At 61.6% G+C, this 23,614-nt stretch carries 19 protein-coding genes; 15 read left to right on the top strand and 4 right to left on the bottom strand.

What is annotated here, in order from left to right:
* The first annotated feature begins 23 nt into the window (after nt 1–23).
* The 4 genes from ACR0MM_RS01350 to ACR0MM_RS01335 all read left to right on the top strand — a co-directional run bounded on the left by ACR0MM_RS01350 (nt 24) and on the right by ACR0MM_RS01335 (nt 5,019).
* Nucleotides 24–629: a nucleotidyltransferase family protein gene (locus ACR0MM_RS01350; protein WP_480694002.1), complete on the top strand. Its 606-nt coding sequence runs from the start codon at nt 24–26 to the stop codon at nt 627–629.
* 744 nt (nt 630–1,373) lie between these two features.
* Nucleotides 1,374–2,810, top strand: a complete 1,437-nt coding sequence (locus ACR0MM_RS01345; RefSeq protein WP_480693999.1) for a DegQ family serine endoprotease — start codon at nt 1,374–1,376, stop codon at nt 2,808–2,810.
* A gap of 165 nt (nt 2,811–2,975) precedes the next feature.
* Nucleotides 2,976–3,656 (top strand): response regulator transcription factor, encoded by a 681-nt coding sequence (locus tag ACR0MM_RS01340; protein WP_093961855.1) that lies wholly within the window; start codon nt 2,976–2,978, stop codon nt 3,654–3,656.
* Nucleotides 3,649–5,019 (top strand): sensor histidine kinase, encoded by a 1,371-nt coding sequence (locus tag ACR0MM_RS01335; RefSeq protein ID WP_170338977.1) that lies wholly within the window; start codon nt 3,649–3,651, stop codon nt 5,017–5,019. The genes ACR0MM_RS01340 and ACR0MM_RS01335 overlap by 8 nt, the downstream gene beginning before the upstream one ends.
* Nucleotides 5,020–5,043: 24 nt before the next feature.
* Here the strand turns inward: ACR0MM_RS01335 and ACR0MM_RS01330 are convergent, their stop codons facing one another.
* Nucleotides 5,044–6,252, bottom strand: a complete 1,209-nt coding sequence (locus ACR0MM_RS01330) for a cytochrome P450 (protein WP_480693997.1) — start codon at nt 6,250–6,252, stop codon at nt 5,044–5,046.
* A gap of 112 nt (nt 6,253–6,364) precedes the next feature.
* Here ACR0MM_RS01330 and ACR0MM_RS01325 point away from each other — a divergent pair, with 112 nt between their 5' ends.
* The gene (locus tag ACR0MM_RS01325; protein WP_093961853.1) at nt 6,365–6,712 is read left to right on the top strand and encodes a TfoX/Sxy family protein; all 348 of its coding nucleotides are present in this window, start codon (nt 6,365–6,367) and stop codon (nt 6,710–6,712) included.
* 60 nt (nt 6,713–6,772) lie between these two features.
* Here ACR0MM_RS01325 and ndk read toward each other — a convergent pair whose 3' ends face one another.
* Nucleotides 6,773–7,195, bottom strand: coding sequence for a nucleoside-diphosphate kinase (gene ndk / locus ACR0MM_RS01320; RefSeq protein WP_027237357.1), 423 nt, complete (start codon nt 7,193–7,195; stop codon nt 6,773–6,775).
* 119 nt (nt 7,196–7,314) lie between these two features.
* Nucleotides 7,315–8,517, bottom strand: coding sequence for a multidrug effflux MFS transporter (locus ACR0MM_RS01315; protein ID WP_170433045.1), 1,203 nt, complete (start codon nt 8,515–8,517; stop codon nt 7,315–7,317).
* A gap of 106 nt (nt 8,518–8,623) precedes the next feature.
* On the opposite strand from ACR0MM_RS01315, the gene ACR0MM_RS01310 reads away from it, so the two are divergent.
* The 10 genes from ACR0MM_RS01310 to ACR0MM_RS01265 all read left to right on the top strand — a co-directional run bounded on the left by ACR0MM_RS01310 (nt 8,624) and on the right by ACR0MM_RS01265 (nt 21,914).
* Nucleotides 8,624–10,477, top strand: a complete 1,854-nt coding sequence (locus ACR0MM_RS01310) for an ABC-F family ATP-binding cassette domain-containing protein (protein ID WP_480693995.1) — start codon at nt 8,624–8,626, stop codon at nt 10,475–10,477.
* The gene (locus ACR0MM_RS01305; protein ID WP_093961850.1) at nt 10,474–11,094 is read left to right on the top strand and encodes a MarC family protein; all 621 of its coding nucleotides are present in this window, start codon (nt 10,474–10,476) and stop codon (nt 11,092–11,094) included. The genes ACR0MM_RS01310 and ACR0MM_RS01305 overlap by 4 nt, the downstream gene beginning before the upstream one ends.
* Before the next feature lie 42 nt (nt 11,095–11,136).
* Nucleotides 11,137–11,718 carry a retropepsin-like aspartic protease family protein gene (locus ACR0MM_RS01300; RefSeq protein ID WP_170338984.1) on the top strand — a complete coding sequence of 194 codons (582 nt, stop codon included), beginning with the start codon at nt 11,137–11,139 and terminating at the stop codon, nt 11,716–11,718.
* Between the two features lie 51 nt (nt 11,719–11,769).
* On the top strand, nt 11,770–12,390 hold the full coding sequence (locus ACR0MM_RS01295) for an ImuA family protein (protein WP_170524081.1): 621 nt from the start codon (nt 11,770–11,772) through the stop codon (nt 12,388–12,390).
* 66 nt (nt 12,391–12,456) lie between these two features.
* On the top strand, nt 12,457–13,671 hold the full coding sequence (locus ACR0MM_RS01290; RefSeq protein WP_170339548.1) for an MFS transporter: 1,215 nt from the start codon (nt 12,457–12,459) through the stop codon (nt 13,669–13,671).
* Complete coding sequence (locus ACR0MM_RS01285) at nt 13,668–14,267, top strand: YceI family protein (protein ID WP_480693993.1); 600 nt, start codon at nt 13,668–13,670, stop codon at nt 14,265–14,267. The genes ACR0MM_RS01290 and ACR0MM_RS01285 overlap by 4 nt, the downstream gene beginning before the upstream one ends.
* A gap of 76 nt (nt 14,268–14,343) precedes the next feature.
* Nucleotides 14,344–15,567 (top strand): MFS transporter, encoded by a 1,224-nt coding sequence (locus ACR0MM_RS01280; protein ID WP_480693991.1) that lies wholly within the window; start codon nt 14,344–14,346, stop codon nt 15,565–15,567.
* 69 nt (nt 15,568–15,636) lie between these two features.
* The gene (gene metG / locus ACR0MM_RS01275; RefSeq protein ID WP_480693989.1) at nt 15,637–17,355 is read left to right on the top strand and encodes a methionine--tRNA ligase; all 1,719 of its coding nucleotides are present in this window, start codon (nt 15,637–15,639) and stop codon (nt 17,353–17,355) included.
* A 239-nt stretch (nt 17,356–17,594) separates the two neighbouring features.
* Nucleotides 17,595–18,773, top strand: coding sequence for an efflux RND transporter periplasmic adaptor subunit (locus ACR0MM_RS01270; RefSeq protein ID WP_222458147.1), 1,179 nt, complete (start codon nt 17,595–17,597; stop codon nt 18,771–18,773).
* Nucleotides 18,774–18,776: 3 nt separating this feature from the next.
* Nucleotides 18,777–21,914 carry an efflux RND transporter permease subunit gene (locus tag ACR0MM_RS01265; protein WP_170445522.1) on the top strand — a complete coding sequence of 1,046 codons (3,138 nt, stop codon included), beginning with the start codon at nt 18,777–18,779 and terminating at the stop codon, nt 21,912–21,914.
* Between the two features lie 73 nt (nt 21,915–21,987).
* Here ACR0MM_RS01265 and glpD read toward each other — a convergent pair whose 3' ends face one another.
* Nucleotides 21,988–23,565 (bottom strand): glycerol-3-phosphate dehydrogenase, encoded by a 1,578-nt coding sequence (glpD, locus tag ACR0MM_RS01260; protein ID WP_480693987.1) that lies wholly within the window; start codon nt 23,563–23,565, stop codon nt 21,988–21,990.
* Between the last annotated feature and the right edge of the window lie 49 nt (nt 23,566–23,614).

The raw sequence follows: 23,614 nt of genomic DNA, 5'->3' as shown, positions 1-23,614 counted from the left end.
CGGTTGGCGGCAAGGTGGCCGGCATGGAGGATATCCCTGTCATCTTGCTGGCCGCCGGAAGTTCTCGCCGTATGGGCGGAGTGGACAAGTTGATGCAAATTGTCGACGGTCAACCACTGATCCGACGCTCGGCTGAAACCGCACGAGCTGTCGGGCCGGTCATCGTCGCCCTGCCGCCGGCGCCTCACCCGCGATACACCGCCCTGAGCGGGATGGACTTGGAGGTCGTTTCTGTTCCCGATGCGAATGAAGGCATGAATGCCAGTTTGCGCAGGGCCGTCGCGCAGCTGCCGGTATCAGCCCGGGCAGCGATGATCCTGCTGGCCGATCTGCCGGAGCTGACATCAGACGACCTGCGCGCGGTCCTCCGGTCGGTCACCGAACATCCTGACAAGCTGATCTGGCGCGGAGCGTCCTCGGACGGCGTACCAGGGCATCCTGTGATCTTCGACCGAAGTCTCTTTGCTGATCTGGCGCATTTGACCGGAGATGGCGGCGCACAAGCCATCGTACGCGCGCATCTGGACCAGGTGCACCTACAGCCTTTGCCGGGTCAGAACGCTATTCTGGATCTGGATACGCCCCAAGCGTGGGCCGAATGGCGTAAAAAGAAAAGATCCCAAAAGTAACGCGGCCCGGTCGAGAACGACCGGGCCGGTTGCCCAAAACAGGACTACCACTTTCACCAATCCCGAAAACGCGGCCCGGATGTCGTCAAGACATCAGACCAATGTGCTGCCGAACCGAAACAAGACCCCCTCGTTAACATGCCGCTCAGCGCTTCCGGTGACTGAGATCTGCCTTCAAGCACCCCCTTGATGCTGTCAGGCCCCCCTTTCACTTGGGCACGTTCATCGTCACCGATAAGTTCAGTGCAAACAACGTAAAATTGGTTGAATCGGTTAATTTTGCCGGATTCGTGATGGTATTTCCGCAACAACGCGCGTCACGAAAATCTACCCAAGGTTGTTCGTGCGCTTTGCCATTTCTGACCCACGACATGAAATATTTAGCGCTAAACGATCAAAATGACATTCTTGCAAAGACCTATTAGACAAATACCACCTTCTGAAAGGGCGGCGGCGCAACCTGTGAGTGTCCCTAAAAATTCGGTCAAAAACCGCTGCTGGACTGTTAACAAATTTGATTCAATTCAATGCTTTTGCGAATTTGACCCTCATTTCGGCAACAATCCACCGATTCGACCGACAACTCCCACGGCCGATTCCCGGGATTGCGAGCGCTACCAGACGCCTGCAATGTGGCAAAATTAAGATTTATTAATTGATCAGTCAGAAAACGCAAAGACTGACGGCTCATGTTCCCTGCAAAGCGCACATCAACAAGCGCCGAACCAAGGAGACCTAGTCAACATGAGCATCCGCAAATCCCCCCTTATTCTTCCTCGCACCTCAGGGCTGTTTGGCGCCACCGCGCTGAGCGCGGCGTTGCTGGCCGCGACCGCTATTCCGTCGCAGGCCGACGAAGCCCTGGCGGATCTGGTCGAGACCGTTTCACCGTCTGTGGTAACCGTCATTGCCTCGATCGACGCAGCCCCGTCGCCAGCGAGCGGCCAGGAGTTCGATTTCGAAGGCCAGCCTTTTGGTGAGTTCTTCAAACGTTTCGGGATTCCCGAGGGCTTTGACGCCCCGCGCCGTGGCCCCAGTCAGGGCTTGGGGTCCGGGTTCGTACTTGATGAAGATGGCTATATCATCACCAACCACCACGTCGTCGACAAAGCCAGCAAGATCACCGTGCGCCTGAACGATGATCGCTCGTACGAGGCTGAAGTCGTGGGGACCGATCCCCTGACCGATATCGCGCTGCTCAAGATCGACGCGGATGAGGCCCTGCAGCCGGTCCCGCTGGGGGACAGCGACGACATCCGCGTGGGCGAAGACGTGGTCGCCATCGGCAACCCCTTCGGCCTGAGTTCGACCGTCACGACCGGCATCGTGTCCGCCAAGGGACGCAATATCTCGGAAGGCCCCTACGCTGAATTCATTCAGACCGATGCGGCCATCAACAAAGGCAACTCGGGCGGTCCCCTGTTCAACATGGACGGCGAAGTCGTCGGGGTGAACTCGGCCATCTATTCGCCCAGTGGCGGTTCGGTCGGACTGGGCTTTGCCGTGACTTCGAACATCGTCGAACACATCGCTGCGGACCTGCGTGACGATGGCCAGGTCAGCCGTGGCTGGCTGGGTGTCTCGATCCAGAACATCAGCCCCGAGCTGGCAGCAGCGATGGGTGTCGATGGCACTGTCGGCGCACTGGTGTCCGAGGTTCTGCCGGACAGCCCCGCTCAAGGCGTGCTGCAACTGGGCGACGTGATCATCGCCTTCAATGGCGAACAGGTCGACTCGAGCAGTGAACTGCCGGTCCTTGTTGGCACCACAGCCGTCGGAACCGACAGCAAGGTCACCGTCCTGCGCAATGGCAAGGAAGAAACCCTGAACGTCACGCTCGGGCAGCATTCGGCCCAGATGGCGGCAAACGCGGAACCGACCGATGACGCGGTGGCGGGCAAGACGCTGGGTGTCACCGTAGCACCGCTGTCCGAAGCGACTCGTGCGCAGATCGGAGTTCCCGAGAACGTGCACGGCGTGGTCGTCACTTCGCTCAAGCCGGACAGCCCGGCGGCCAAGGCCGGTCTGCGGCAGGGCGACGTGATCGTGAAGCTGGGCAACCAGGATGTGGAAACACCCGAGGCGCTCAAATCCGCGCTCGAAGATCAGAAGACCGATCCGGCGCTGATGCTGATCAACCGCGGCGGCAATCAGATCTTCGTCGCCGTCGAGATCGCCTGACCTGCGTCCCGCGCGCACCGCATGATGGGGATATCCGGTGCGCGCATCTCCTGGCGGACACGATTTGTCCACGTGCTGTCGGGATTGCCGGGTGCGGATTTCGCACCCGGCAGTTTTTTTACCTGTCCATACGTGATTATATCCTGAGTGAAAGGAAATCCGACCATGAGCAGACGTCTGTTGATCGTTGAGGATGATGAAGACACGCGGGACTTCATCGCCAAGGGATTTGGCGAGGAAGGTTATGTCGTCGAATGCGCCGAGGACGGCCGCGAAGGTTTGTACCACGCGACCGACGGCGGATTTGACGCGGTCGTTCTGGACAGGATGCTGCCCGGGCTGGATGGTCTGGCCCTGATCAAGTCGATGCGCGCCGCCGGGGTCAAGACGCCGGTTCTGATGCTGACAGCCATGAGCGCCGTGGACGAGCGGGTGAAAGGGCTGCATGCGGGTGCCGACGACTATCTGGTCAAGCCCTTCTCATTTCAGGAACTTCATGCCCGGATCGAAGCCCTGTTGCGCCGACCTCAGGAATCCGAGGAAACCCCGACCCTCAAATGCCGCGACCTTGAAATGGATCTGCTGACCCGAAAGGTCACACGCAACGGTCGCGAGATCACCCTGACGCCCAGAGAGTTCCAGATTCTGGAATTCTTCCTTCGGCGGAAAAACCGGGTGGTGTCGAGGACGATGCTTCTCGAAGGTGTCTGGGACTACCATTTCGACCCGAACACAAACGTCGTCGACGTTCACATCTCCAAACTGCGTCGGCAATTGGATGAAGGTGGTGAACCACCGCTGATCGAAACCGTGCGCGGGGCCGGTTACATGGTTTCTGATGGTTAAGTCGCCTTTGTCGTTCAAGGACTCACGGACGCGGCTGGTGCTGGCCAGCATGGTGCTCAGCACATTGCTGACTGCGGCCGTATTGTTGCTGGTCTATATCACCGCCAACCGGACGATCGAAGGCGAAACCAGATCTGTCGTGTCCGCCGAACTGACCGGGCTGGCGGACGAGTACGAACGTCTGGGGCTGGTCGGTCTGATGGTGGCCATCGAACGCCGGCTTCCGACCGCGTCCGAGCGTGATGCGCTTTATCTGTTGGCTGACCGCTCGGGAAAAACCTTGGCCGGCAACCTCAAGCGATGGCCCGAAGGCATCGCCGCTGGCAGTGGGTGGGTGGATCTGGAACTGCGCAGAACCGAGACGGATCAGCTGGTCCCGATCTCCGCCGCATCGATCTTGCTGCCCGGCGGCGAAAGGCTGTTGGTGGGCCGCGACGCCCTCGCCCGTCAGCAGTTCGACCGGGTGCTGTTTCATTCGGTGGCGCTGGCCTTGGGCGCGGCCCTTGCGCTGAGCATTCTGACCGGTTGGCTTTTGACCCGTCTGGTGTTTTCGCGGCTGAAGGATATCGCCGACACCGCAGAAACCATCGTGTCCGGCGACCTGTCCCAACGAATGCCACAGCGTGGTACCGGCGACGAGTTCGACCAGATGGCAGGTACGCTGAACAACATGCTGGACCGGATCGAAGAGTTGGTCAGCAACTTGCGCACCACGTCAAATTCGATCGCGCATGATCTGCGGTCACCTCTGTCCCGGTTGAAGCAGCGGGTGGTCGCCTTGGCCGAGCCGGGCAAAAGCGACTTGGATCGTGAGGTCGACATCGCCCGGGCAACGGCCGAAATCGATCACGTGTTGCGGGTTCTCGGACAGCTGACCGAGATCTCACGCGCCGAGGCGGGGTTGGGGCGGGAGCAGTTTGAACCTGTGGACCTTGAGCGCTTGGTCAACGATGCCGTGGAGTTGTACGAACCGGTCGCGGCCGACAAGGATGTGCGCCTCGAGGTCACGGGTCGGGCGGCTCCGATCATGGGGCACCGCCCTTTGCTGTCGCAGGCCCTTTCGAACCTTCTGGAAAACGCCATGCGCTATGCCCCTCAAGGAACTGCAATTTCCATAGAACTGCGCGAAGACGGCCCGTTTGCCCTGCTGAGTGTCCGCGACCGCGGCCCGGGCGTGCCGGCCGAGATGCTGTCGCAGCTTCAACTGCCCTTCGTCACGCTCGATCCCGCGCGATCGGACCGAAACTCAGGCCTCGGACTGGCTTTGGTGGCGGCCATCACCCGCATGCATGGCGGGGGCTTCAGTGCCCAGAATGCGGATCCCGGGCTGAAGGCAGTTCTGAAGCTGGCGCAAAAACCCTAGGTTAACGCCCCACGTTTTTGCCGATCAAAGGTTCGCAGGCAAGAAAGCGTATCCGCGGAACCGCATACGCCCACCTCTGACACGTTCATCGGACAGTTGGAAATCTGGGAACCGTGTCACGAACCGCGACAGGGCGACCCGCCCTTCAAGGCGCGCAAGTGTAAGACCTGCGCAAACGTGCGGCCCACCGGCAAAGGCAAGGTGACGGTTCGGTTTGCGCGAAATGTCGAACCGGCCCGGGTCTGGGAACACAACCGGGTCCCTGTTTGCAGCGGCGATGCACAGATGAAGGTTGGTGCCCTTGGCAATCGAACGCCCGTCAATCACGACGTCAGCCGTCGTTTCCCGGTTGCCGAACTGGTTGGGTGAACGGAACCGCAAAACCTCTTCGACCGCCGTATTGATCAGGCTTGGATCATCCATAAGCCGCTGACGCTGCTCCGGGTGGCCATGCAGCAGGGCCAACCCGTTTCCGATCAGGTTCGTCGTGGTTTCATGACCCGCATTCAGAATGAAGATGCAATTCTGAAGCAACTCGATTTCACTCAACTTTTCGTCGGCCCCTTCACCGCGGATCAACCGCGTCAGGACGTCGGTTTCGGGGTCGCCGGGCGCGGCCCTGCGCCGTGCCACCAGATCGGCCAGATACTCCTTGAAGTCCCGAACGGCCGCATGGCCGTCCTCGAGTTGCTTGGCGCTCAGTGCCGGTTCGAGCGCCCCAAGAATGGCCAGGGACCAGTCGCGCAGCGGTTCGCGCTCGTCCACCGGTACGTCCAGAAGGTTTCCGATGATCTGGATCGGGATGGTGGCGGCATAGTCTTCGATCAGATCCACTTGCCGCTTGTCTTCCAGGCGATCCAGCAAACGATCGACGGTCTGGATCAAACCGGGCTCCATCCGGGCGATGGCGCGCGGGGTCAGGGCCGAAGTCATGATTTTGCGAACCCGCGTGTGCAATGGCGGATCCGAGAACACCAGCGAGGTGGTGTGATGCTCGAACAATGGTGATCCCGGACCGAACTTTGGTCCGAGCACGGCCTTTTTGTCGGACGAATACAGGGTCGTGTCCCGATAGATCCGGTCCAGATCAGCGTGCCGCGACAATAGAACCGAGCCATCGGGCTGCGCCAGAACCGGCGCCGAAGACAGCAGCGCATCATAAAACGGGAAGGGATTGTCGATGAAGCCCTCGGGCGGGTTTATCAGGTCCAGATTGCTGATGTCGCTTGTCAATTCCTTCCCCCTCCTGCACGGACCCGTCGCTCAATGCCTAGCGCAACGGAATTCGTCGCACAACGTTCCGGCGGGCAGTGACAGCACGCCCTGGCAAAGCTAAGAAAGAAACATGCCCGAACCTGTGTCTTCCATCCGCAATCTTGGACCTGCTTTCGAGCAGGCCTGTGCCCGTGCGGGCATCCACTCGGCCGAAGAGTTGCGCGAGCTTGGTGCCGATGCGGCCTATGCCCGGCTAATACAGGCCGGAACCCGGCCCCATTTCATCGGCTATTACGTGTTGGTCATGGGCTTGCAAGGCCGCCCCTGGAACGATTGCAAGGGCGAAGAAAAGAAAGCCCTGCGCGCAAGGTTCGATGCTTTGAAATCGTCAACGAACCGGGCTCCGGCGTCCCGGATCATCGCGGATCTGGATGCCATCGGTGTACGTGTCGGCCCCGACGATCTGAAATCCGTCTGATCAACAAAAAACCGCGCCCGAAATCGGACGCGGCAATCTCGACAGGTATCGTGGTGCGGCTTAGCCGACCAGTTCGATGCCCGAGAAGAAATATGCGATCTCAACCGCTGCGGTTTCCGGCGCGTCCGAGCCGTGAACCGAGTTCTCACCGACCGACTCGGCGAACTCGGCGCGGATGGTGCCCGGTGCTGCATCGGCGGGGTTGGTTGCACCCATGACTTCGCGGTTCTTGGCAATGGCGTTTTCGCCTTCCAGAACCTGAACGACAACCGGTGCCGACGACATGAACTCGCACAGTTCGTCATAGAACGGACGCTCGGCATGAACTTCGTAGAACTTGCCTGCTTGTTCCTTGGTCATGTGGATGCGCTTCTGCGCGACGATGCGCAGGCCGGCTTCCTCGAACTTGGCGTTGATCTTGCCGGTCAGGTTACGGCGGGTTGCATCGGGCTTGATGATCGAAAAAGTGCGTTCCAGTGCCATATCGGGCCTCTCCTTGGTCTGACGGCGCGGGCTGGGCCGCGCGAAATTCATCGCGCGCCGCCTAACACGGTATTTCGCCCGTGAAAAGTGGAATGATGGCGCGATCGCGCCTTTGGGCGTCAGATTGCGTCGGGAAGCGGGTCCCGTGCATCCACCCAACGGACATACAGAACGGCCAAAAGGCCCAGAAAGCTGCTGCCTGCCATCATCGACAGCACCAGATACGGGCCGTTTTCGGGGCTGACCGCAGCTCCGGTGATCGAAGTGATGACCGCACCGAGCGCGACGATCAGAGCGCCCGACAGGCCCGCTGCGCTGCCGGCCAGTTGCGGTCGAACCGACATGACGCCCGCAGACGCGTTGGCGTTCGTCAAACCGTTTCCAAAACCAACAAAGATCGCTGATCCAAAAAACACCCAGACCGACCCCATCCCCCCTAAAAACAGCAACAGCCCGCAGAACGGCCCGACCGAGGCGATGATGCGCCCGGCCAGAATCATCGTCGTCAGCCGAGTACGCGCGGCGATCCGACCCGTTACGAAATTGCCGACCATGAAACCGCCGGTGATGATGCCGATCCCCAGGCCCAGTGTGGCGGGGCTCAGATCGAACCAGGCGGCGGCCACCAAGGGCGCCCCGGTGATGAAACTGTAGAACCCCCCGATCGAGAATGCCGCGCACAACGCGTAGCCCCAGAACCGCCGGGCACGGAACAGGTGCGGGTATTCGCGCATCTGCGCGGCAAAAGTGGCGGACCGGTTGTGGTTGGTCTCGCCCATCTCCGCCCAGAGCAGCGTCAGCAGCGCCGCCCCTGCAACCGTGTAAAAGACGAACCCGGCCCGCCACCCGAACAGCATGTCCAAAGTGCCACCCAGCATCGGGCCCAGCATCGGCGCCAAAGCCATTGCCATGGCGACATATCCCAGCTTGCTTGCGGCCTCGTTGGGCGGAAACTGGTCGCGGATCGACGCGGCAGACAGCACCGAGCCCCCGACCACGGCGGCCTGCATCAGACGGAACCCCAGAAAGGTCCAGATCGACTCCGCCAGAACACAGCCAAGTGACGCCGCCACAAAGACCGCCATGCAGGTCAAAAGAACCGGCCTGCGCCCGAACCGGTCGGACATTGGCCCAAGGATCAGTTGCAGTACGGCGGACACTGCCAGATAGGCTGCGATCGACAGGTTCACCAGCGCATAATCCGCCCGAAAATCGACCGCCATGTTCGCAAGGGACGGAAGGAACATGTTCAACGACAGCACGGACAGACCGGTCGCAAGGACAAGGGTCACCAAAGAGGGTGGAGTTTGTGCGGCCCGCATCTCAACATCCGAATTTCGTTCATCTGCAAAAGCGCTAGCACAGCGCATGTGGTTTGCACATGGCTTGCGTCTGGCGGTGCCAGTATCGCTCTGCTAAGAGCGGCCCATGCTACGGATCGAGAACATCACCTATTCGGTCGAAGGCCGCCCTCTGTTCGAGGGCGCCAGCGCCACCATTCCCGAAGGCCACAAGGTGGGTCTGGTCGGCCGCAACGGTACCGGCAAGACCACTCTGTTCCGCCTGATCCGGGGCGAGCTGGCGCTGGAATCGGGCAGCATCACCCTGCCCCGACGCGCGCGGATCGGCGGTGTGTCACAAGAGGTGCCCTCGTCAAACGTGTCGCTGATCGACACGGTCCTGGCCGCCGACACCGAGCGCAGCGCCCTGATGGCCGAGGCGCAGCAGGCCACAGACCCCGACCGGATTGCCGAGATTCAGACCCGGCTGGCCGATATCGACGCCTGGTCGGCCGAAGCCCGAGCGGCTACGATCCTCAAAGGGTTGGGCTTTGACGATGCAGATCAGCAGCGGCCCTGCTCCGATTTCTCGGGCGGCTGGCGGATGCGGGTCGCTCTGGCGGCGGTTCTTTTCTCGCAGCCCGACCTGCTGCTGCTGGACGAACCGACCAACTATCTGGACCTTGAAGGCGCGCTGTGGCTGGAAAGCTATCTGGCGAAATATCCGCATACGGTCATCGTCATCAGCCACGACCGGGGCCTGCTGAACCGGGCGGTCGGCTCGATCCTGCATCTGGAAGACCGCCAGCTGACCTATTACGCGGTCCCTTATGACAAGTTCGCCGAACGCCGCGCCGAACGTTTGGCCCAGGCCGAGGCCGAAAACGCCAAGGCCAAGGCCCGCATCGCCCATTTGCAGAGCTTCGTTGACCGGTTCCGCTACAAGGCGTCCAAGGCCGTTCAGGCCCAATCGCGGCTGAAGATGATCGAACGGATCCAGTTGATCTCGACCCCGCAGGAGGCCGCCTTGCGCGCCTTCTCGTTCCCCGAGCCCGAGGAGCTGTCGCCGCCGATCATTCAGATCGAGGGCGGCGTCACCGGCTATGGCGACACCGAGGTGCTGCGCCGTCTGAACCTGCGCATCGATCAGGACGACCGGATCGCGCTGTTGGGGAAGAATGGTCAGGGCAAGTCAACGCTGTCCAAACTGCTGTCGGACCGGCTGCCCCTGATAGCGGGCAAGATGACCCGCAGCAGCAAGCTGCGCATCGGGTATTTCGCCCAGCATCAGGTGGATGAGCTGCATGTGGACGAAACACCGCTGGATCACCTGCGGCGCCTGCGCCCGACCGAGACCCCGGCCCAGTTGCGCGCGCGTCTGGCCGGGTTCGGGCTGGGCGCGGACCAGGCCGAAACCGAGGTGGGCCGTCTGTCGGGCGGGCAGAAGGCGCGCCTGTCGCTGCTGATCGCCACGATCGACGCGCCGCACATGCTGATCCTCGACGAGCCGACCAACCATCTGGACATCGAAAGCCGCGAGGCCTTGGTCGAGGCGCTGACCGCCTATTCTGGTGCTGTGGTTCTGGTCAGCCACGACATGCACCTGCTGGGGCTGGTGGCCGATCGGCTGTGGTTGGTCTCGGACGGCACGGTCAAACCCTTTGACGGCGACCTGGAAGCCTATCGCCAGATGCTGCTGGCGCGCGACAAACCACCGGCCCGGGAAAAACCGGCCGCCAAACCCAAACGCGCCTCTCGCGATACCATTCTCGCGCTACGGGCCGACCTGCGGAAATGCGAGGAACGGCTGGAGAAATTGACGGACATGCACGAAAAGCTCTCGGCCAAATTGTCCGACCCGGCCTTGTACGAAGATGACCGGATCGCTGATCTGGAAACCTGGAACCGAAAATTCGCCGAGGTGGTCGAGGCCATGTCCCGCGCCGAGGCGCTGTGGGTCGCCGCCGCCGAGCGGCTGGAAAGCGCAGAGGCCGCCGCATGATCGAAATGGCATTCTTCATAACCGCGTTCACAACCCTGTTCGTTGTGATCGATCCCTTTGGCACCGCACCGATCTTCGTCGCGCTGACACAAGGAATGGACCCGGCCACCCGTCGCCGCGTCGCCTACCGCACGTGCCTGACCGCTTCGGGCATCCTTATCGCCTTCGCCGCTTTCGGAGAGGCGGTTCTCGGCTTTGTCGGCATCTCGATGGAGGCTTTCAAGGTCGCTGGCGGCGCATTGCTGTTTCTGACCGCGCTCGACATGCTGTTCGAGCGGCGCAACAAGCGGCGCGAGGACCGAGCGGAAGAAGAAGAGCACCCTGACCCCTCGGTCTTTCCGCTGGCCATTCCGCTGGTGGCCGGGCCCGGATCGATCGCAACGATCATCCTTCTGGCCGGTGAGCACCCCGGCATTCAGGGCATCGCTGCCGCTGTCGGCGTGATGCTTGCCGTGATGGCGGTTGTATTGCTGTTCTTCTTGTCCAGCGGCCTGATCGCGCGCATTCTGGGCAAGACCGGCCTGACCGTACTGACCCGCCTTCTGGGCATGTTGCTGGCCGCGCTGTCGGTTCAGTTCATTCTTGACGGGCTCAAGGCCTTTGGGTTCGCGTCCTGAAACCCCATATTGACCTTATGAAAGAAGGTTTCGGGTGCCCGCATGGATGGTAACGATTTTGGACGGTTGGCCTATCTGGTTCTGCTGGGAGCCGCACTGCTGATGTGGTTCTTCACTCACAATCGGCAGTCGTTGGGGAAGACCCTGCAGATGGCTATGGCCTGGGTCTTCATCTTCATCGGGATCATTGCCGTTGTCGGCCTTTGGGGCGACATCCGCTCGACCGTTGGCGTATCTCCGCAGATGTCCGTGACCGGAGATGTGATCGAAGTACCCCGCTCGTTCGACGGGCACTACTACTTGCCGATGCTGGTGAATGGCAAACCGGTGACATTCCTGGTGGATACCGGGGCCAGCCAGATCGTGCTGAGTCCGCAGGACGCGGAGCGCGTCGGATTCGATACCGGTCAGCTGACCTTTCACGGGCGTGCCTCGACCGCAAATGGGGTGGTCCAGACTGCGCCTGTGCGCCTCGACAGCCTGGCGTTGGGGCCCATCACGGACCGAAATGTTGCGGCATGGATCAACGGAGGAGATCTGGACCAGTCCCTGCTGGGCATGGATTACCTGCACCGTTTTTCCAACATCCAGTTTTCTGACGGCCGGATGATCCTGTCGCGCTGAATGGCGGCTTTCGGGATTGAGAACAAAGTGCGAACATGCTAGCATTCGGCCATGTCCACGCATCTTCTTGGCCGCAAACCGGCGCGCGCGGCGCCGGGGCTGACCCTGCATGATGAGATTTCGCTGCAACTGGCCCGCGTGCACGAGGCCTGCGGCCCCGCGCGGCGCAGCTTTGCCATGTGGCTGGCCGGTCAGGCGCAGGGGCCGGTTCTGTGGATCTCGCCCGCGTGGGAGGCCGATCAGCTGAACCCCGACGGCATGATGCCCTTTGCCGATCCCGCCCGTTTCCTGTTCGTCCGCCCCACCCGGGCCGAGGACCTGCTGTGGTGCATCGAAGAGGCGCTGCGCAGCGGGGCGGTGCCGCTGGTGGTCGGCGATCTGCCGGGGGCACCGGGTCTGACGCCGGTGCGCCGGATGCATCTGGCCGCCGAACAGGGGGGCACGATGGGTCAGGCCCCGCTGGGGCTGCTGCTGACCCCGGGCGACGGCGGCGCGCAGGGCATCGAGACGCGCTGGCACATGGCCCCGGCGCACACGGGCCAGACCCGCCGCTGGACCCTGACCCGCCGCCGCGCCCGCGCCCTGCCCCCGGTCAGCTGGCACGCCACCCAGACCGCGCCGCGCACCGGGCTGCACCTGCAACGGATCGGCGCCGAGGAAACCTGCGCCTGACCGACCGGCCCCGGATCACGCAAGTTGTGACTGGTCAAACCGCATCCCGCCCCCTAGCGTGCCGAAATGACCCATCCGATCCACGACAGCCGCTATTCCTGGCTTCGCCTTCTGGTCACGCTGGCCATTGCGGCGGTGGCCAATGTGGGCATGTGGGCGGTGATCGTGGTGATGCCCGCGATCGAGACCCAGTTCGGCGCCAGCCGGGCCGAGGCCTCGATGCCCTACACGCTGGCCATGATCGGATTTGCGCTTGGCAACATGTGGCTGGGTCAGGTGGTGGACCGGCTGGGCGTGACCAAGGCGCTGATCGGTGCCGCAGGCCTCAGCGCGCTCAGCTATCTGCTGGCGACATGGGCGCCGACGATCACGATGCTGTCGGTGGCGCATCTGCTGCTGGGCCTGGGCACCGCCGTCGGGTTCGGACCGCTGATCGCCGACATCTCGCACTGGTTCCTGCGCCGACGCGGGATCGCCGTGGCACTGGTGGCCAGCGGAAACTATCTGTCCGGCGCGATCTGGCCCACGCTCCTGTCCGGTATCCTTGCCCGCGACGGGTGGCAGCAGGTCTATCTGACATTGGCGGTCATCACCCTGATCGTGGTTATCCCGCTGTCGCTGCTGCTGCGCCGGCAGGTCCCGGCCGAGGCGCATGGCACCGCCGCAGCCGCCGCGCAGATCAACGCGCGCAGCGTCGGCCTGTCACCGCGGACCCTGCAATATGTGCTGGGCCTCGCCGGAATTGGCTGCTGCGTCGCAATGTCGATGCCGCAGGTCCACATCGTCTCCTACTGCGTGGGGTTGGGCTACGGCCCGGCGGTCGGGGCCGAGATGCTGTCGCTCATGCTGATGGGCGGTGTCGTCAGCCGGATCATCTCGGGGCTGGTCGCAGACAAGTTGGGCGGCGTTCACACGTTGCTGATCGGGTCGATCCTGCAATGCATCGCCCTGTTTCTGTTCCTGCCTTATGACGGGATGGTGTCGCTCTATGTCATCAGCCTGTTGTTCGGACTGGCGCAGGGCGGCATCGTGCCCAGCTATGCGCTGGTCGTCCGCGAATACATGCCCCCGCAAGAAGCCGGGGCACGGGTCGGTTTCGTCATGATGATGACGATCATGGGCATGGCGCTGGGTGGCTGGATGTCCGGCTGGATCTATGACGTGACCGGGCAGTATGAACTGGCCTTCGTGAACGGGATCCTTTGGAACGGGCTGAACATCGCCATTATTGCGACATTGCTGATGCGCTCGCGGCCGCGCCAGGGGCGGGTTCCGGCATGAGCCGCCTGACCCGTCGAACTCTGGTACTGGCGGGGTTGGCATCGCTGCCCTTGGTGCGGCACGCCGTGGCCGCCCCGGTTCCGTATATACTTGAAACACAAGGGACATTGATTGAATTCACATTCGGCCTGGCTGGCTCGGCCCAGACCGGCACCATGCCGATCCAGACCGCTGACGTTCTGGTGGACACAAAAAACCTGCGCAACAGCATGGTCGACGTCGTCCTGAACGTCGCCGAGGCACGCACGAAACTGCCGTTTGCACGCGGCCCGATGCTAAGCCGATCCGTGTTGGATGCCGCGCAGTTTCCATCGATCCACTTCGTCTCGACGGCCGTCAGCCTTGGCCCCGGCGGACGCATTTCCGACGGAGCGACCGTCACCGGCGACTTGACTGTACGCGACGTGATCCGTCCGATCACTCTTGATGCCGCCCTCTATCGCCCGCCGGGTTCCGCAAAGGACGATCTGGACCGGCTGTTCATCCATTTGACCGGCGCGTTGAACCGGAAGGATTTCGGCGCCACCGGCTATGCGGACCTGGTCGACGAGACTGTGGGATTGAACATACGAACCGAAATTCGCAGAAAACCCTGAAACTGGCGGAAAACGACACCACAAAGTCGAATAGCCGCGCGCATCGCTATGCGTCATTCGGACATCTATTGGACCTATGCGTACCATCATCTCATTCGCCGCCCTTTTTCTTTCGGTCATTCTTTTGCAGCTTTCCACGGGCGGCGTGGGTCCGCTGGACGCGATATCCGGCCTGACGCTGGGGTTTTCGACTGAACAGATCGGCCTTTTGGGCTCGGCTCACTTCTTGGGTTTTTTTGCGGGATGCTGGTGGGCGCCAAGGTTGATGGGATCCATCGGGCACTCGCGCGCCTTTGCGGTCTGCACGGCGCTGGGCGCGATGGGTCTGATTGGCCACACGCTGACCGAAAACCCCTATGCCTGGGCCGCGCTGCGCATTGCCTCGGGCACCTGCGTAGCGGGTTGTTATACCGTCATCGAGGCCTGGCTGAACGCCAAAGTCACCAACGAAACTCGCGGCCGTGCCATGGGCACATATCGGTTGGCCGATATGGGAGCCTCCCTCAGCGCGCAGTTGATCATCGCCGTTCTGCCGCCCGCCTCTTATGTCTCGTACAACCTGCTGGCCATCCTGTGCTGTGCCTCGTTGCTGCCGCTGACCCTGACGCGCGCCAGCCAGCCCGAAACCCCGGACGCACCGCGTTTGCGGCCCAAGTTGGCCTGGCATTGCTCGCCCTTGGCGGTGGCTGGAGTGATCGTCTCGGCCATCAGCTCTGCTTCGTTCCGGATGGTTGGTCCCGTCTACGGACAAGAGGTTGGGCTGGGCGTCGATCAGATCGCGTTCTTTCTGGCCGCCTTTGTACTGGGCGGCGCGCTGGCGCAGTATCCGGTCGGGTGGCTGGCCGACAAATACGACCGCCGCTGGGTGCTGATCTGGATGTCGATTGCCGCTGTTATCAGTTGCAGCATCACCATAGCCGCCAGCGGCACGGGCACTGTGGGCGTCATGCTGGCCGCCGGATTATTCGGAATAACGACCTTTCCGATATTCTCGATCTCATCCGCGCATGCCAACGACTTCGCTACCACCGAGCAGCGGGTGGAACTGTCGGCGGCGCTGATGTTCTGGTATGCGCTGGGGGCTATCGCCTCGCCCTATGTTTCCTCGACGCTGATCGAGCAATTCGGCCCCGGCGCGCTGTTTGCCTTCGTGGCATTGGGCCACGCGGTTCTGATCGTGTTTGGACTGGCGCGGATGCGCTCGCGCCCGACACCCGAGGAACGCACCAACTACGTCTACGCGCCGCGCACGTCCTTCACCATCGGCCGCCTGCTGAAACGCTCGCGCGAAGGGCGATAGCATTCTGGGGCTGGGATTTCCCGATCCGGTTTGATAGAGCGCGCGCAGACAGTTAGGCGGAAACCAAACATGGCTCGGATTCTCATTACCTCGGCAATTCCCTACATCAACGGGATCAAGCACCTTGGCAACCTGATCGGCTCGCAGCTGCCGGCAGATCTGTTCGCGCGCTACCAGCGCGGCCGCGGCAACGAGGTCATGTTCCTGTGCGCCACCGACGAACACGGCACCCCGGCCGAACTGGCAGCGGCCAAGGCCGGCAAACCGGTGGCCGAATACTGCGCCGAGATGCACGAGGTGCAGGCCGACATCGCCAAGCGCTTTGGCCTCAGCTTCGATCACTTCGGCCGCTCGTCCAGCCCGCAAAACCACAAGCTGACCCAGCATTTCGCCGGCGAGCTGGCCGAGGCCGGGCTGATCCGAGAAGTGACTGAAAAGCAGGTCTATTCCAACGCCGACGGGCGGTTCCTGCCCGACCGCTATATCGAGGGCACCTGCCCCAACTGCGGCTACGAAAAGGCCCGCGGCGACCAGTGCGAGAACTGCACCAAGCAGCTGGACCCGACCGATCTGATCGACCCGCGCAGCGCGATTTCCGGCTCGACCGACCTTGAGGTGCGCGAGACCAAGCACCTGTATCTGCGCCAGTCGGCGATGAAGGATCAGCTGGACGCCTGGATCGACGGCAAGACTGACTGGCCGGTGCTGACCACCTCGATCGCCAAGAAATGGCTGCATGACGGCGACGGCCTGCAGGACCGCGGTATCACCCGCGACCTCGACTGGGGCATCCCGGTCAAGAAGGGCGATGAAGACTGGCCCGGCATGGAAGGCAAGGTCTTCTACGTCTGGTTCGACGCGCCGATCGAATACATCGCCTGCGCCAAGGAATGGGCCGACGCGCACGGCAAGCCGGATGCGGAATGGGAACGCTGGTGGCGCACCGACAAAGGCGCCGACGACGTGCGTTACGTGCAGTTCATGGGCAAGGACAACGTGCCGTTCCACACCCTCTCCTTCCCGGCCACGATCCTGGGCTCGGGCGAGCCGTGGAAACTTGTCGATCACCTGAAATCGTTCAACTACCTGAACTATGACGGCGGACAGTTCTCTACCAGCCAGGGCCGGGGCGTATTCATGGATCAGGCGCTGGACATCCTGCCCGCCGACTACTGGCGCTGGTGGCTGCTGAGCCACGCGCCCGAAAGCAGCGACAGCGAATTCACCTGGGAGAACTTCCAGCAATCGGTCAACAAGGACCTGGCGGACGTGTTGGGCAATTTCGTCAGCCGGATCACCAAGTTCTGCCGCTCGAAATTCGGCGAAGAGGTTCCGTCCGGTGGTGAATACGGTGAACGCGAACAGGCACTGATCGAAGAGCTGACCAAGCGTATTCGCGCCTACGAGGCGTATATGGAGGCGATGGAGGTCCGCAAATCGGCGCAGGAACTGCGTGCGATCTGGGTTGCGGGCAACGAATACCTGCAGGCCGCGGCCCCATGGTCCACCTTCAAGGAAGACCCGGAACAGGCCGCCGCGCAGGTGCGGCTGGGCCTGAACCTGATCCGGCTTTACGCGGTGCTGAGCGCCCCGTTCATCCCCGAGACCTCCGCCAGGATGCTGAGCGCGATGAACACGCTCGACACCAACTGGCCCGAGGACGTTGAGGCTGCGCTGAGCGCCCTGCCCGCCGGGCATGAGTTTGCGGTACCGGATGTGCTGTTCGCCAAGATCACCGACGAACAGCGCGAAGATTGGCAAACACGCTTTGCCGGGGTGCGAAGCTAAATGCATCAAGGGGGCCGGCGGCCCCCTTGTTTACAGTCAACTGACCCGAACGATCCGATGAAATCGTCGGACGAAATTGGTTCGATGACCGAAACATCCCCGGACAGGGTTCGAGCGTTTAAAATTCAAATACTTGAGAATTTTCAACAATGCCTCCATCCTGACTTGGAGTTTAGTCGACTCGGGCTTCAGGAACGGTCCGGCTCGACCCAAATCCCGGTTTGAATGAGGCACTCGCAATGACCGTTGAAAAGACGCTTACCCACACGACCAGCAATCGAACGCTCTCGCGTCTCGGCCTTTGCGCGACACTGCTGGCAAGTCTTGCGTTTTCACCGGTCGCATTTGCGCAGGATCAGTCCGATGCACCGCCGCCCAAAGTTTCGATTGCGGCCGCATACACTCAGGAAATCACCGAGGAGGCTGTTTTCATCGGGCGGGCCGAAGCCACGGACAACGTGGACATCATCGCACGAGTCAGCGGTTTTCTGGAAAGCCGAAATGTCGAAGAAGGCTCGTTGGTCAACGAGGGTGATCTGCTGTTTACCATTGAGCCCGACCTGTACCAGGCCACGCTGGACGCCCGAAAAGCGGATCTTGATCGGGCCGAAGCCAATCTGGAACTGGCCAAGGTCGACCTGGCCCGCAAGGAAGAACTGTACAGGCGCGACGCAACGCCGGAATCCGAGCGCGACATTGCCCGCGCGAACGAGTTGGTTGCCGAAGCCGAAGTCAAAGCGGCCAACGCAGCCATTCAACAGGCGCAGCTTGATCTGGACTACACGCAGATCCACGCCCCGTTTTCCGGACGGATCGGTCGGATCAGCACCAGCGTCGGCGACGTGGTCGGCCCCAACACGGAACCGCTGGTCAACCTGATCAGCGAAGCGCCGATCTACGTTAATTTCTCGTTGAATGAGAAGCAGTTCACCTCCGTTCTTCAGACCGTTGGTGAGACCGCCTCCACCCTTGCTGAAAGCAACAAGAGCCCGGTTGTCCGGCTTACGCTGCCCAATGGTACCGAGCTAGAAGAAACCGGCAAGATCGTGTTCGTGGACAACCGGATCGACCCGTTGACCGGCGCGATCACCCTGCGTGCCGAGTTTGCAAACGACAAACGTCTGATCGTGGATGGCGCCTTTCTGAACGTTCACATCGAAGCGCTTGAACCCACGCTTGAAGTGCTGATCCCTCAAGCTGCCCTGCAGCGAGATCAACGCGGAGAGTTTGTGCTGGTCGTCAACGACAAGCAGATGGTCGAACAGCGCTACATCACGACCGGCGACACGGTCGGTTCTGCCGTGATCGTCAAGGAAGGTCTGCGCGAGGGCGAAAGCGTCATCGTGGAAGGGCTGCAAAGGGTGCGCCCGGGTGTTGCCGTTGACGCCGTTGTCGCCTCTGAACAGCCGGGAGAATAACTGATGTTTTCCGCCCTGTTCATCAGCCGGCCCAAGCTGGCACTTGTGATCTCGCTTGTGCTGACAATCATGGGGGCGATCGGCTACATGGTCCTGCCGGTTGCCCAATTCCCGGACATTACCCCGCCGGTGGTCAGCGTCACGACGACGTACACTGGCGCTAACGCCGAAACCGTTGAAAACACGGTTGCCGCGCCGATCGAAGCGCAGGTCAACGGCGTGGATGACATGATCTACATGACGTCCACATCCTCGGACAACGGCTCGTATTCGCTGAACATCACGTTCGAGGTGGGCACCGACCCCGACATCGCATCGGTCAATGTGCAGAACCGTGTGGCGCAGGCCATGTCCTCGCTGCCGACCGAAGTCACCTCGTCGGGGGTGGTGACGCAGAAAGCGTCGACCAACATGCTGTTGCTGGTCACCCTGACCTCGCCCAACGGCACCTATGACAGCGTGTTCCTGTCGAACTACGCGTCGATCAACCTCAAGGATGCGCTGGCACGGGTGCAGGGCGTGGGCAAGGCCGACGTTCTGACCAACCTGGAATACGCGATGCGGATCTGGATGGATCCCGACAAGATGGCCGCCCTTTCCATCACGCCGGGTGACGTGATCTCGGCCATTCGCGAACAGAACATCGAGGTTTCCGCTGGTTCGATCGGCGCCCCGCCGGTGCCTGAAGGCCAGACCTTTCAGTACACGATCAAGACCAAAGGCCGCCTGACATCGGCCAAGGAGTTTGGCGATATCGTCATTCGGACCGGCGACGCCGGCTCGATCGTGCGGGTCCGTGACATTGCGCGCGTCGAACTGGGGGCGGAATATTATGCCGCATCAGGCTATTTTCAGGCCGTTCCGGCGACGGTAATCGGCATCTACCAAGCGCCGGGCGCCAACGCGCTTGCCGTGTCCGACCGCGTCGAAGCCGAACTGGAGCGTCTTTCACGGTCCTTCCCGACCGATGTGGAATATGCGGTTCCCTTCAACACTACGGACTTCGTCGAACAGTCGCTGAACGACGTGGTGTCAACGCTGATCCTGACCTTCATTCTGGTGATCTCGGTCGTGTTCATCTTCTTGGGCAGTTGGCGGGCGACAATCATTCCGGCCGTGGCGATTCCGGTCTCATTGATCGGGACATTTGCGTTCCTGCTGCTGTTCGGGATGTCGCTGAACACAATCTCGCTTTTCGCACTCGTGCTGGCCATCGGGATCGTGGTCGACGACGCGATTGTGGTCGTCGAGAACGTGGAACGGATCATTGCCGAGGAAGGTCTGCCGCCGGCCGAAGCGACCCGCAAGGCCATGGGGCAGATCACCGGCCCCGTCATTGCGACAACTCTGGTTCTGTTGGCCGTGTTCGTGCCCGTGACCTTCATGCCCGGTATCTCGGGGCGGCTGTATTCACAGTTCGCGGTTACGATCTCGACCGCAGTCGTCATCTCGTCCATCAATGCGCTGACCTTGTCCCCGGCGCTGTGCGGTTTGGTCCTTCAGGCGCGTTCAGGCCCACCCAAGGGTCTGCTGGCGGTATTCGAGAAATTCATCGGGACGATGCGCGCAGGCTATGTGTCCATCGTACGCAAGCTGCTGATCATCCCCGTGGTCTCGCTTGGCATCATCGCAGGGTTTGCCTTTGGCGGCGTGACGATCATGTCGAACACCTCCAGCGGGTTCCTGCCGCTTGAAGACAACGGTTATCTGTTCGTGGACATCCAATTGCCCGACGCGGCCACACTGGAGAGAACCGAGGCGGTATCCAAACGTGTCGACGACCAGATCCGCGAGATTCCGGGCGTGGCGAATACCGTTCTGATCAACGGATTCTCACTGCTGAACGGAACCATCACCAACGGTGCGGCAGTGTTCGTCAACCTCGACAACTGGGATGAACGGCAAGACGAGGATCTGACGGCGGACGCCATCCTGCAGAAGGTACTGGCCATCGCCAACGGCGAATCCGCCGCTTCGATCGTCGCGTTCAACCCGCCACCGATCCAAGGTCTTGGCATGTCGGCGGGCGTGGAAATGGAGGTTCAGCAAACCGGAGGCGGCTCGCCGCAGGATTTGGCCTCGGCCGTGGGATCCTTTGTCTACGCGGCCAACCAGCGGCCTGAAATCGGCCAAGCCTACACGACCTTCCGGGCCAACGTCCCGCAGCTGTTCGTGGATCTGGATCGGGAAAAGGCAAAAACGCTGAACGTATCGGTCGCCGAAATCTTCCAGACCATGCAGGCTCAGCTTGGCTCGTACTATGTGAACGACTTCAATCTGTTCGGCCGCGTCTATCGCGTGATGATCCAAGCCGAAGGGTCGTATCGTGACAATGTCGAGGACATCTCTAACCTGTACGTCCGCTCGAACACCGGTGAGATGGTCCCGCTGGGAACGCTCATCGACGTCGAAAACGTGCTTGGCCCGGTTCTGTTGAAACGCCACAACCTGTTCCGTTCCGCGACGGTGACGGCGGTTCCGGCCGAAGGTCTGTCGACCGGTGACGCAATCACCGTGATGACAGAAGAGTCGGCGACCGCCCTGCCCCCGGGATATGCCTTTGAATGGACCGGAACCGCCCAACAACAGCTGGCATCCGGCGGGCTGGTCGTGGTGATCCTGGGGCTGGCGATCCTATTCGGGTATTTGTTCCTGGTCGGACAATACGAAAGCTGGACGATGCCGGTCTCGATCCTGCTGTCGGTGATCGTGGCCCTGTTCGGCGCGGTTGCGGCGGTGGCGATCGTGGGCAGTGACATCAACCTGTACACGCAGATCGGGATGATCATGCTGGTGGGGCTTGCGTCAAAGAACGGTATCCTGATCGTGGAATTCGCGATGGAGCAGCGAGCCAAGGGGCTGTCTGTCAAGGACGCTGCCGCCGAGGCCGCGCATCAGCGTTTCCGGGCCGTCATGATGACCGCGCTGTCCTTCCTGCTGGGCGTTGTGCCCCTGCTGGCAGCCAGCGGTGCTGGTGCCGCCAGCCAGAAGGCGATTGGTGTGGCCGTATTTGGCGGGATGCTCGCCGCGACACTGTTCGGGGTGATCCTGGTGCCGGTCCTCTATGCGGTGATGCAGAGCATGCGAGAGTGGATCAAGGGCACGAACAAGGATCCCGATCCTTCTGAAAAGGCGGCCTGACCGACAGAAAAAAGAAACGCCCCGCGACATCCGCGGGGCGTTTTTCTTTGGTGGGTTACTGAGCGGTTTTCAGTTATTGCCGACGACGCTTCTGCATCCAGGCCTCGATCTGCTCAACCTCCTCGGGTTTCAGGCGCAGTCCCAGTTTGTTTCGACGCCAGATCACATCCTGCGCTGTACGGGCATATTCCTTGTCCATCAGCCATTCGAGCTCACGCTCGGTCAGGGTCGCGCCAAAATCGACGCCCAGATCATCGGCCTGGACCGCGTTCCCGAGGATGATGCGTGCTTCGGTGCCGTACGCATGTACCAGACGGTGCGCCCATTTGTCGGTGAGGAATCCGTAGTTGGCCTTCAATCCGGCAACCAGTGCCTCGACCCCGTCGACCGGGAAATCCCCGCCCGGCAGAGCAACTCCCGCAGTCCAAGGGCCAGAGAGGTCTGGGAAGTGCTCGGCCACCTTCTCCATCGCGCTTTCGGCAAGGCGGCGATAGGTTGTGATCTTGCCACCAAACACGTTGAGGACCGGCGCGCCGCCCTCGGCGTCCACTTTCAATGTGTAGTCCCGCGTCGCTGCCGTGGCGCTTTGGGCGCCATCATCATACAGCGGGCGCACGCCGGAGTAGGTCCAGACAATGTCGTCACGCGAGACCGGCTTCTTGAAGTATTTGGACGCGAAGGCGCACAGATAATCCTGCTCGGCCTCGGTGCAGACGGGCGGCTCGGACGGATCGGGGTGGTCCTGATCAGTGGTCCCGATCAGAGTAAAGTCCTGCTCATAGGGAATGGCGAAGATGATGCGCCCGTCCTCACCTTGGAAGAAGTAACATTTGTCATGGTCGCAGAGACGCGGCGTCACGATATGGCTGCCGCGCACCAGCCGTACGCCCTCGCGTGAGTTCGAACGGATCTTGGTCCGAATGATGTCTCCAACCCACGGCCCGCCCGCATTGATCAGCATCCGCGCGCGCAGTTCACGGGTTTCACCGCTTTCGCAGTCCTGCACGGTGATCTGCCAAACATCTTCGCTGCGTTCGGCCGACAGAACCTTGGTGCCCACCAAGATCCGCGCGCCGCGTGCCTCTGCATCGCGCGCGTTCAAGATCACCAGCCTTGAATCCTCGACCCAGCAATCGGAATACTCATACGCGGTTTCGAACTTGTCCTGCAGCGGCGCACCCTCGGGCGCCGTGCGCAGGTTCAATGAACTTGTTCCCGGCAGGATCTTCCGGCCGCCCAGGTTGTCATACATGAACAGCCCCAAACGGATCAGCCAGGCAGGCCGCCGCCCCTTCATCCACGGCATGACCGTCCCCAACAGGCGCGACGTGGGCGTTTCAGAGTCAAACCGCATGTCCGGGTGATACGGCAGAACGAACCGCATCGGCCAACTGATATGCGGCATGGCACGCAAAAGCGTTTCACGTTCGATCAGGGCCTCGCGGACCAGACGGAACTCGAAATACTCCAGATAGCGCAGCCCTCCGTGAAACAGCTTGGTCGAGGCTGACGAGGTGGCCGAGGCCAGATCGTTCATCTCGGCGAGCGTGACGCTCAACCCGCGCCCTGCGGCGTCGCGCGCGATGCCGCAGCCATTGATGCCGCCACCGATGATGAAAAGATCGGTGATCTGCGTGTCCGACTGTTCCATGGTCTGATGATTCCATTTGCAAAAGGGTCGCGCGCATTAACGCGACCGA

The organism is Ruegeria sp. BC6 (assembly GCF_056539185.1).
Note: the sequence above shows the minus strand (reverse complement) of the source record. Positions and strands in the feature narration are given on the sequence as shown.

Bases quoted from the DNA above. Each gene is read 5' to 3' on its own strand.
- ACR0MM_RS01265 (WP_170445522.1), top strand. From the start codon at position 18,777: ATGTTTTCCGCCCTGTTCATCAGCCGGCCCAAGCTGGCACTTGTGATC.
- ndk (WP_027237357.1), bottom strand. From the start codon at position 7,195: ATGGCACTGGAACGCACTTTTTCGATCATCAAGCCCGATGCAACCCGC.
- ACR0MM_RS01300 (WP_170338984.1), top strand. From the start codon at position 11,137: ATGGATGGTAACGATTTTGGACGGTTGGCCTATCTGGTTCTGCTGGGA.
- ACR0MM_RS01285 (WP_480693993.1), top strand. From the start codon at position 13,668: ATGAGCCGCCTGACCCGTCGAACTCTGGTACTGGCGGGGTTGGCATCG.
- ACR0MM_RS01325 (WP_093961853.1), top strand. From the start codon at position 6,365: ATGCCCGAACCTGTGTCTTCCATCCGCAATCTTGGACCTGCTTTCGAG.
- ACR0MM_RS01335 (WP_170338977.1), top strand. From the start codon at position 3,649: ATGGTTAAGTCGCCTTTGTCGTTCAAGGACTCACGGACGCGGCTGGTG.
- ACR0MM_RS01315 (WP_170433045.1), bottom strand. From the start codon at position 8,517: ATGCGGGCCGCACAAACTCCACCCTCTTTGGTGACCCTTGTCCTTGCG.
- ACR0MM_RS01280 (WP_480693991.1), top strand. From the start codon at position 14,344: ATGCGTACCATCATCTCATTCGCCGCCCTTTTTCTTTCGGTCATTCTT.
- ACR0MM_RS01305 (WP_093961850.1), top strand. From the start codon at position 10,474: ATGATCGAAATGGCATTCTTCATAACCGCGTTCACAACCCTGTTCGTT.
- ACR0MM_RS01350 (WP_480694002.1), top strand. From the start codon at position 24: ATGGAGGATATCCCTGTCATCTTGCTGGCCGCCGGAAGTTCTCGCCGT.
- ACR0MM_RS01340 (WP_093961855.1), top strand. From the start codon at position 2,976: ATGAGCAGACGTCTGTTGATCGTTGAGGATGATGAAGACACGCGGGAC.
- ACR0MM_RS01295 (WP_170524081.1), top strand. From the start codon at position 11,770: ATGTCCACGCATCTTCTTGGCCGCAAACCGGCGCGCGCGGCGCCGGGG.
- glpD (WP_480693987.1), bottom strand. From the start codon at position 23,565: ATGGAACAGTCGGACACGCAGATCACCGATCTTTTCATCATCGGTGGC.
- ACR0MM_RS01345 (WP_480693999.1), top strand. From the start codon at position 1,374: ATGAGCATCCGCAAATCCCCCCTTATTCTTCCTCGCACCTCAGGGCTG.
- ACR0MM_RS01310 (WP_480693995.1), top strand. From the start codon at position 8,624: ATGCTACGGATCGAGAACATCACCTATTCGGTCGAAGGCCGCCCTCTG.
- ACR0MM_RS01270 (WP_222458147.1), top strand. From the start codon at position 17,595: ATGACCGTTGAAAAGACGCTTACCCACACGACCAGCAATCGAACGCTC.
- metG (WP_480693989.1), top strand. From the start codon at position 15,637: ATGGCTCGGATTCTCATTACCTCGGCAATTCCCTACATCAACGGGATC.
- ACR0MM_RS01290 (WP_170339548.1), top strand. From the start codon at position 12,457: ATGACCCATCCGATCCACGACAGCCGCTATTCCTGGCTTCGCCTTCTG.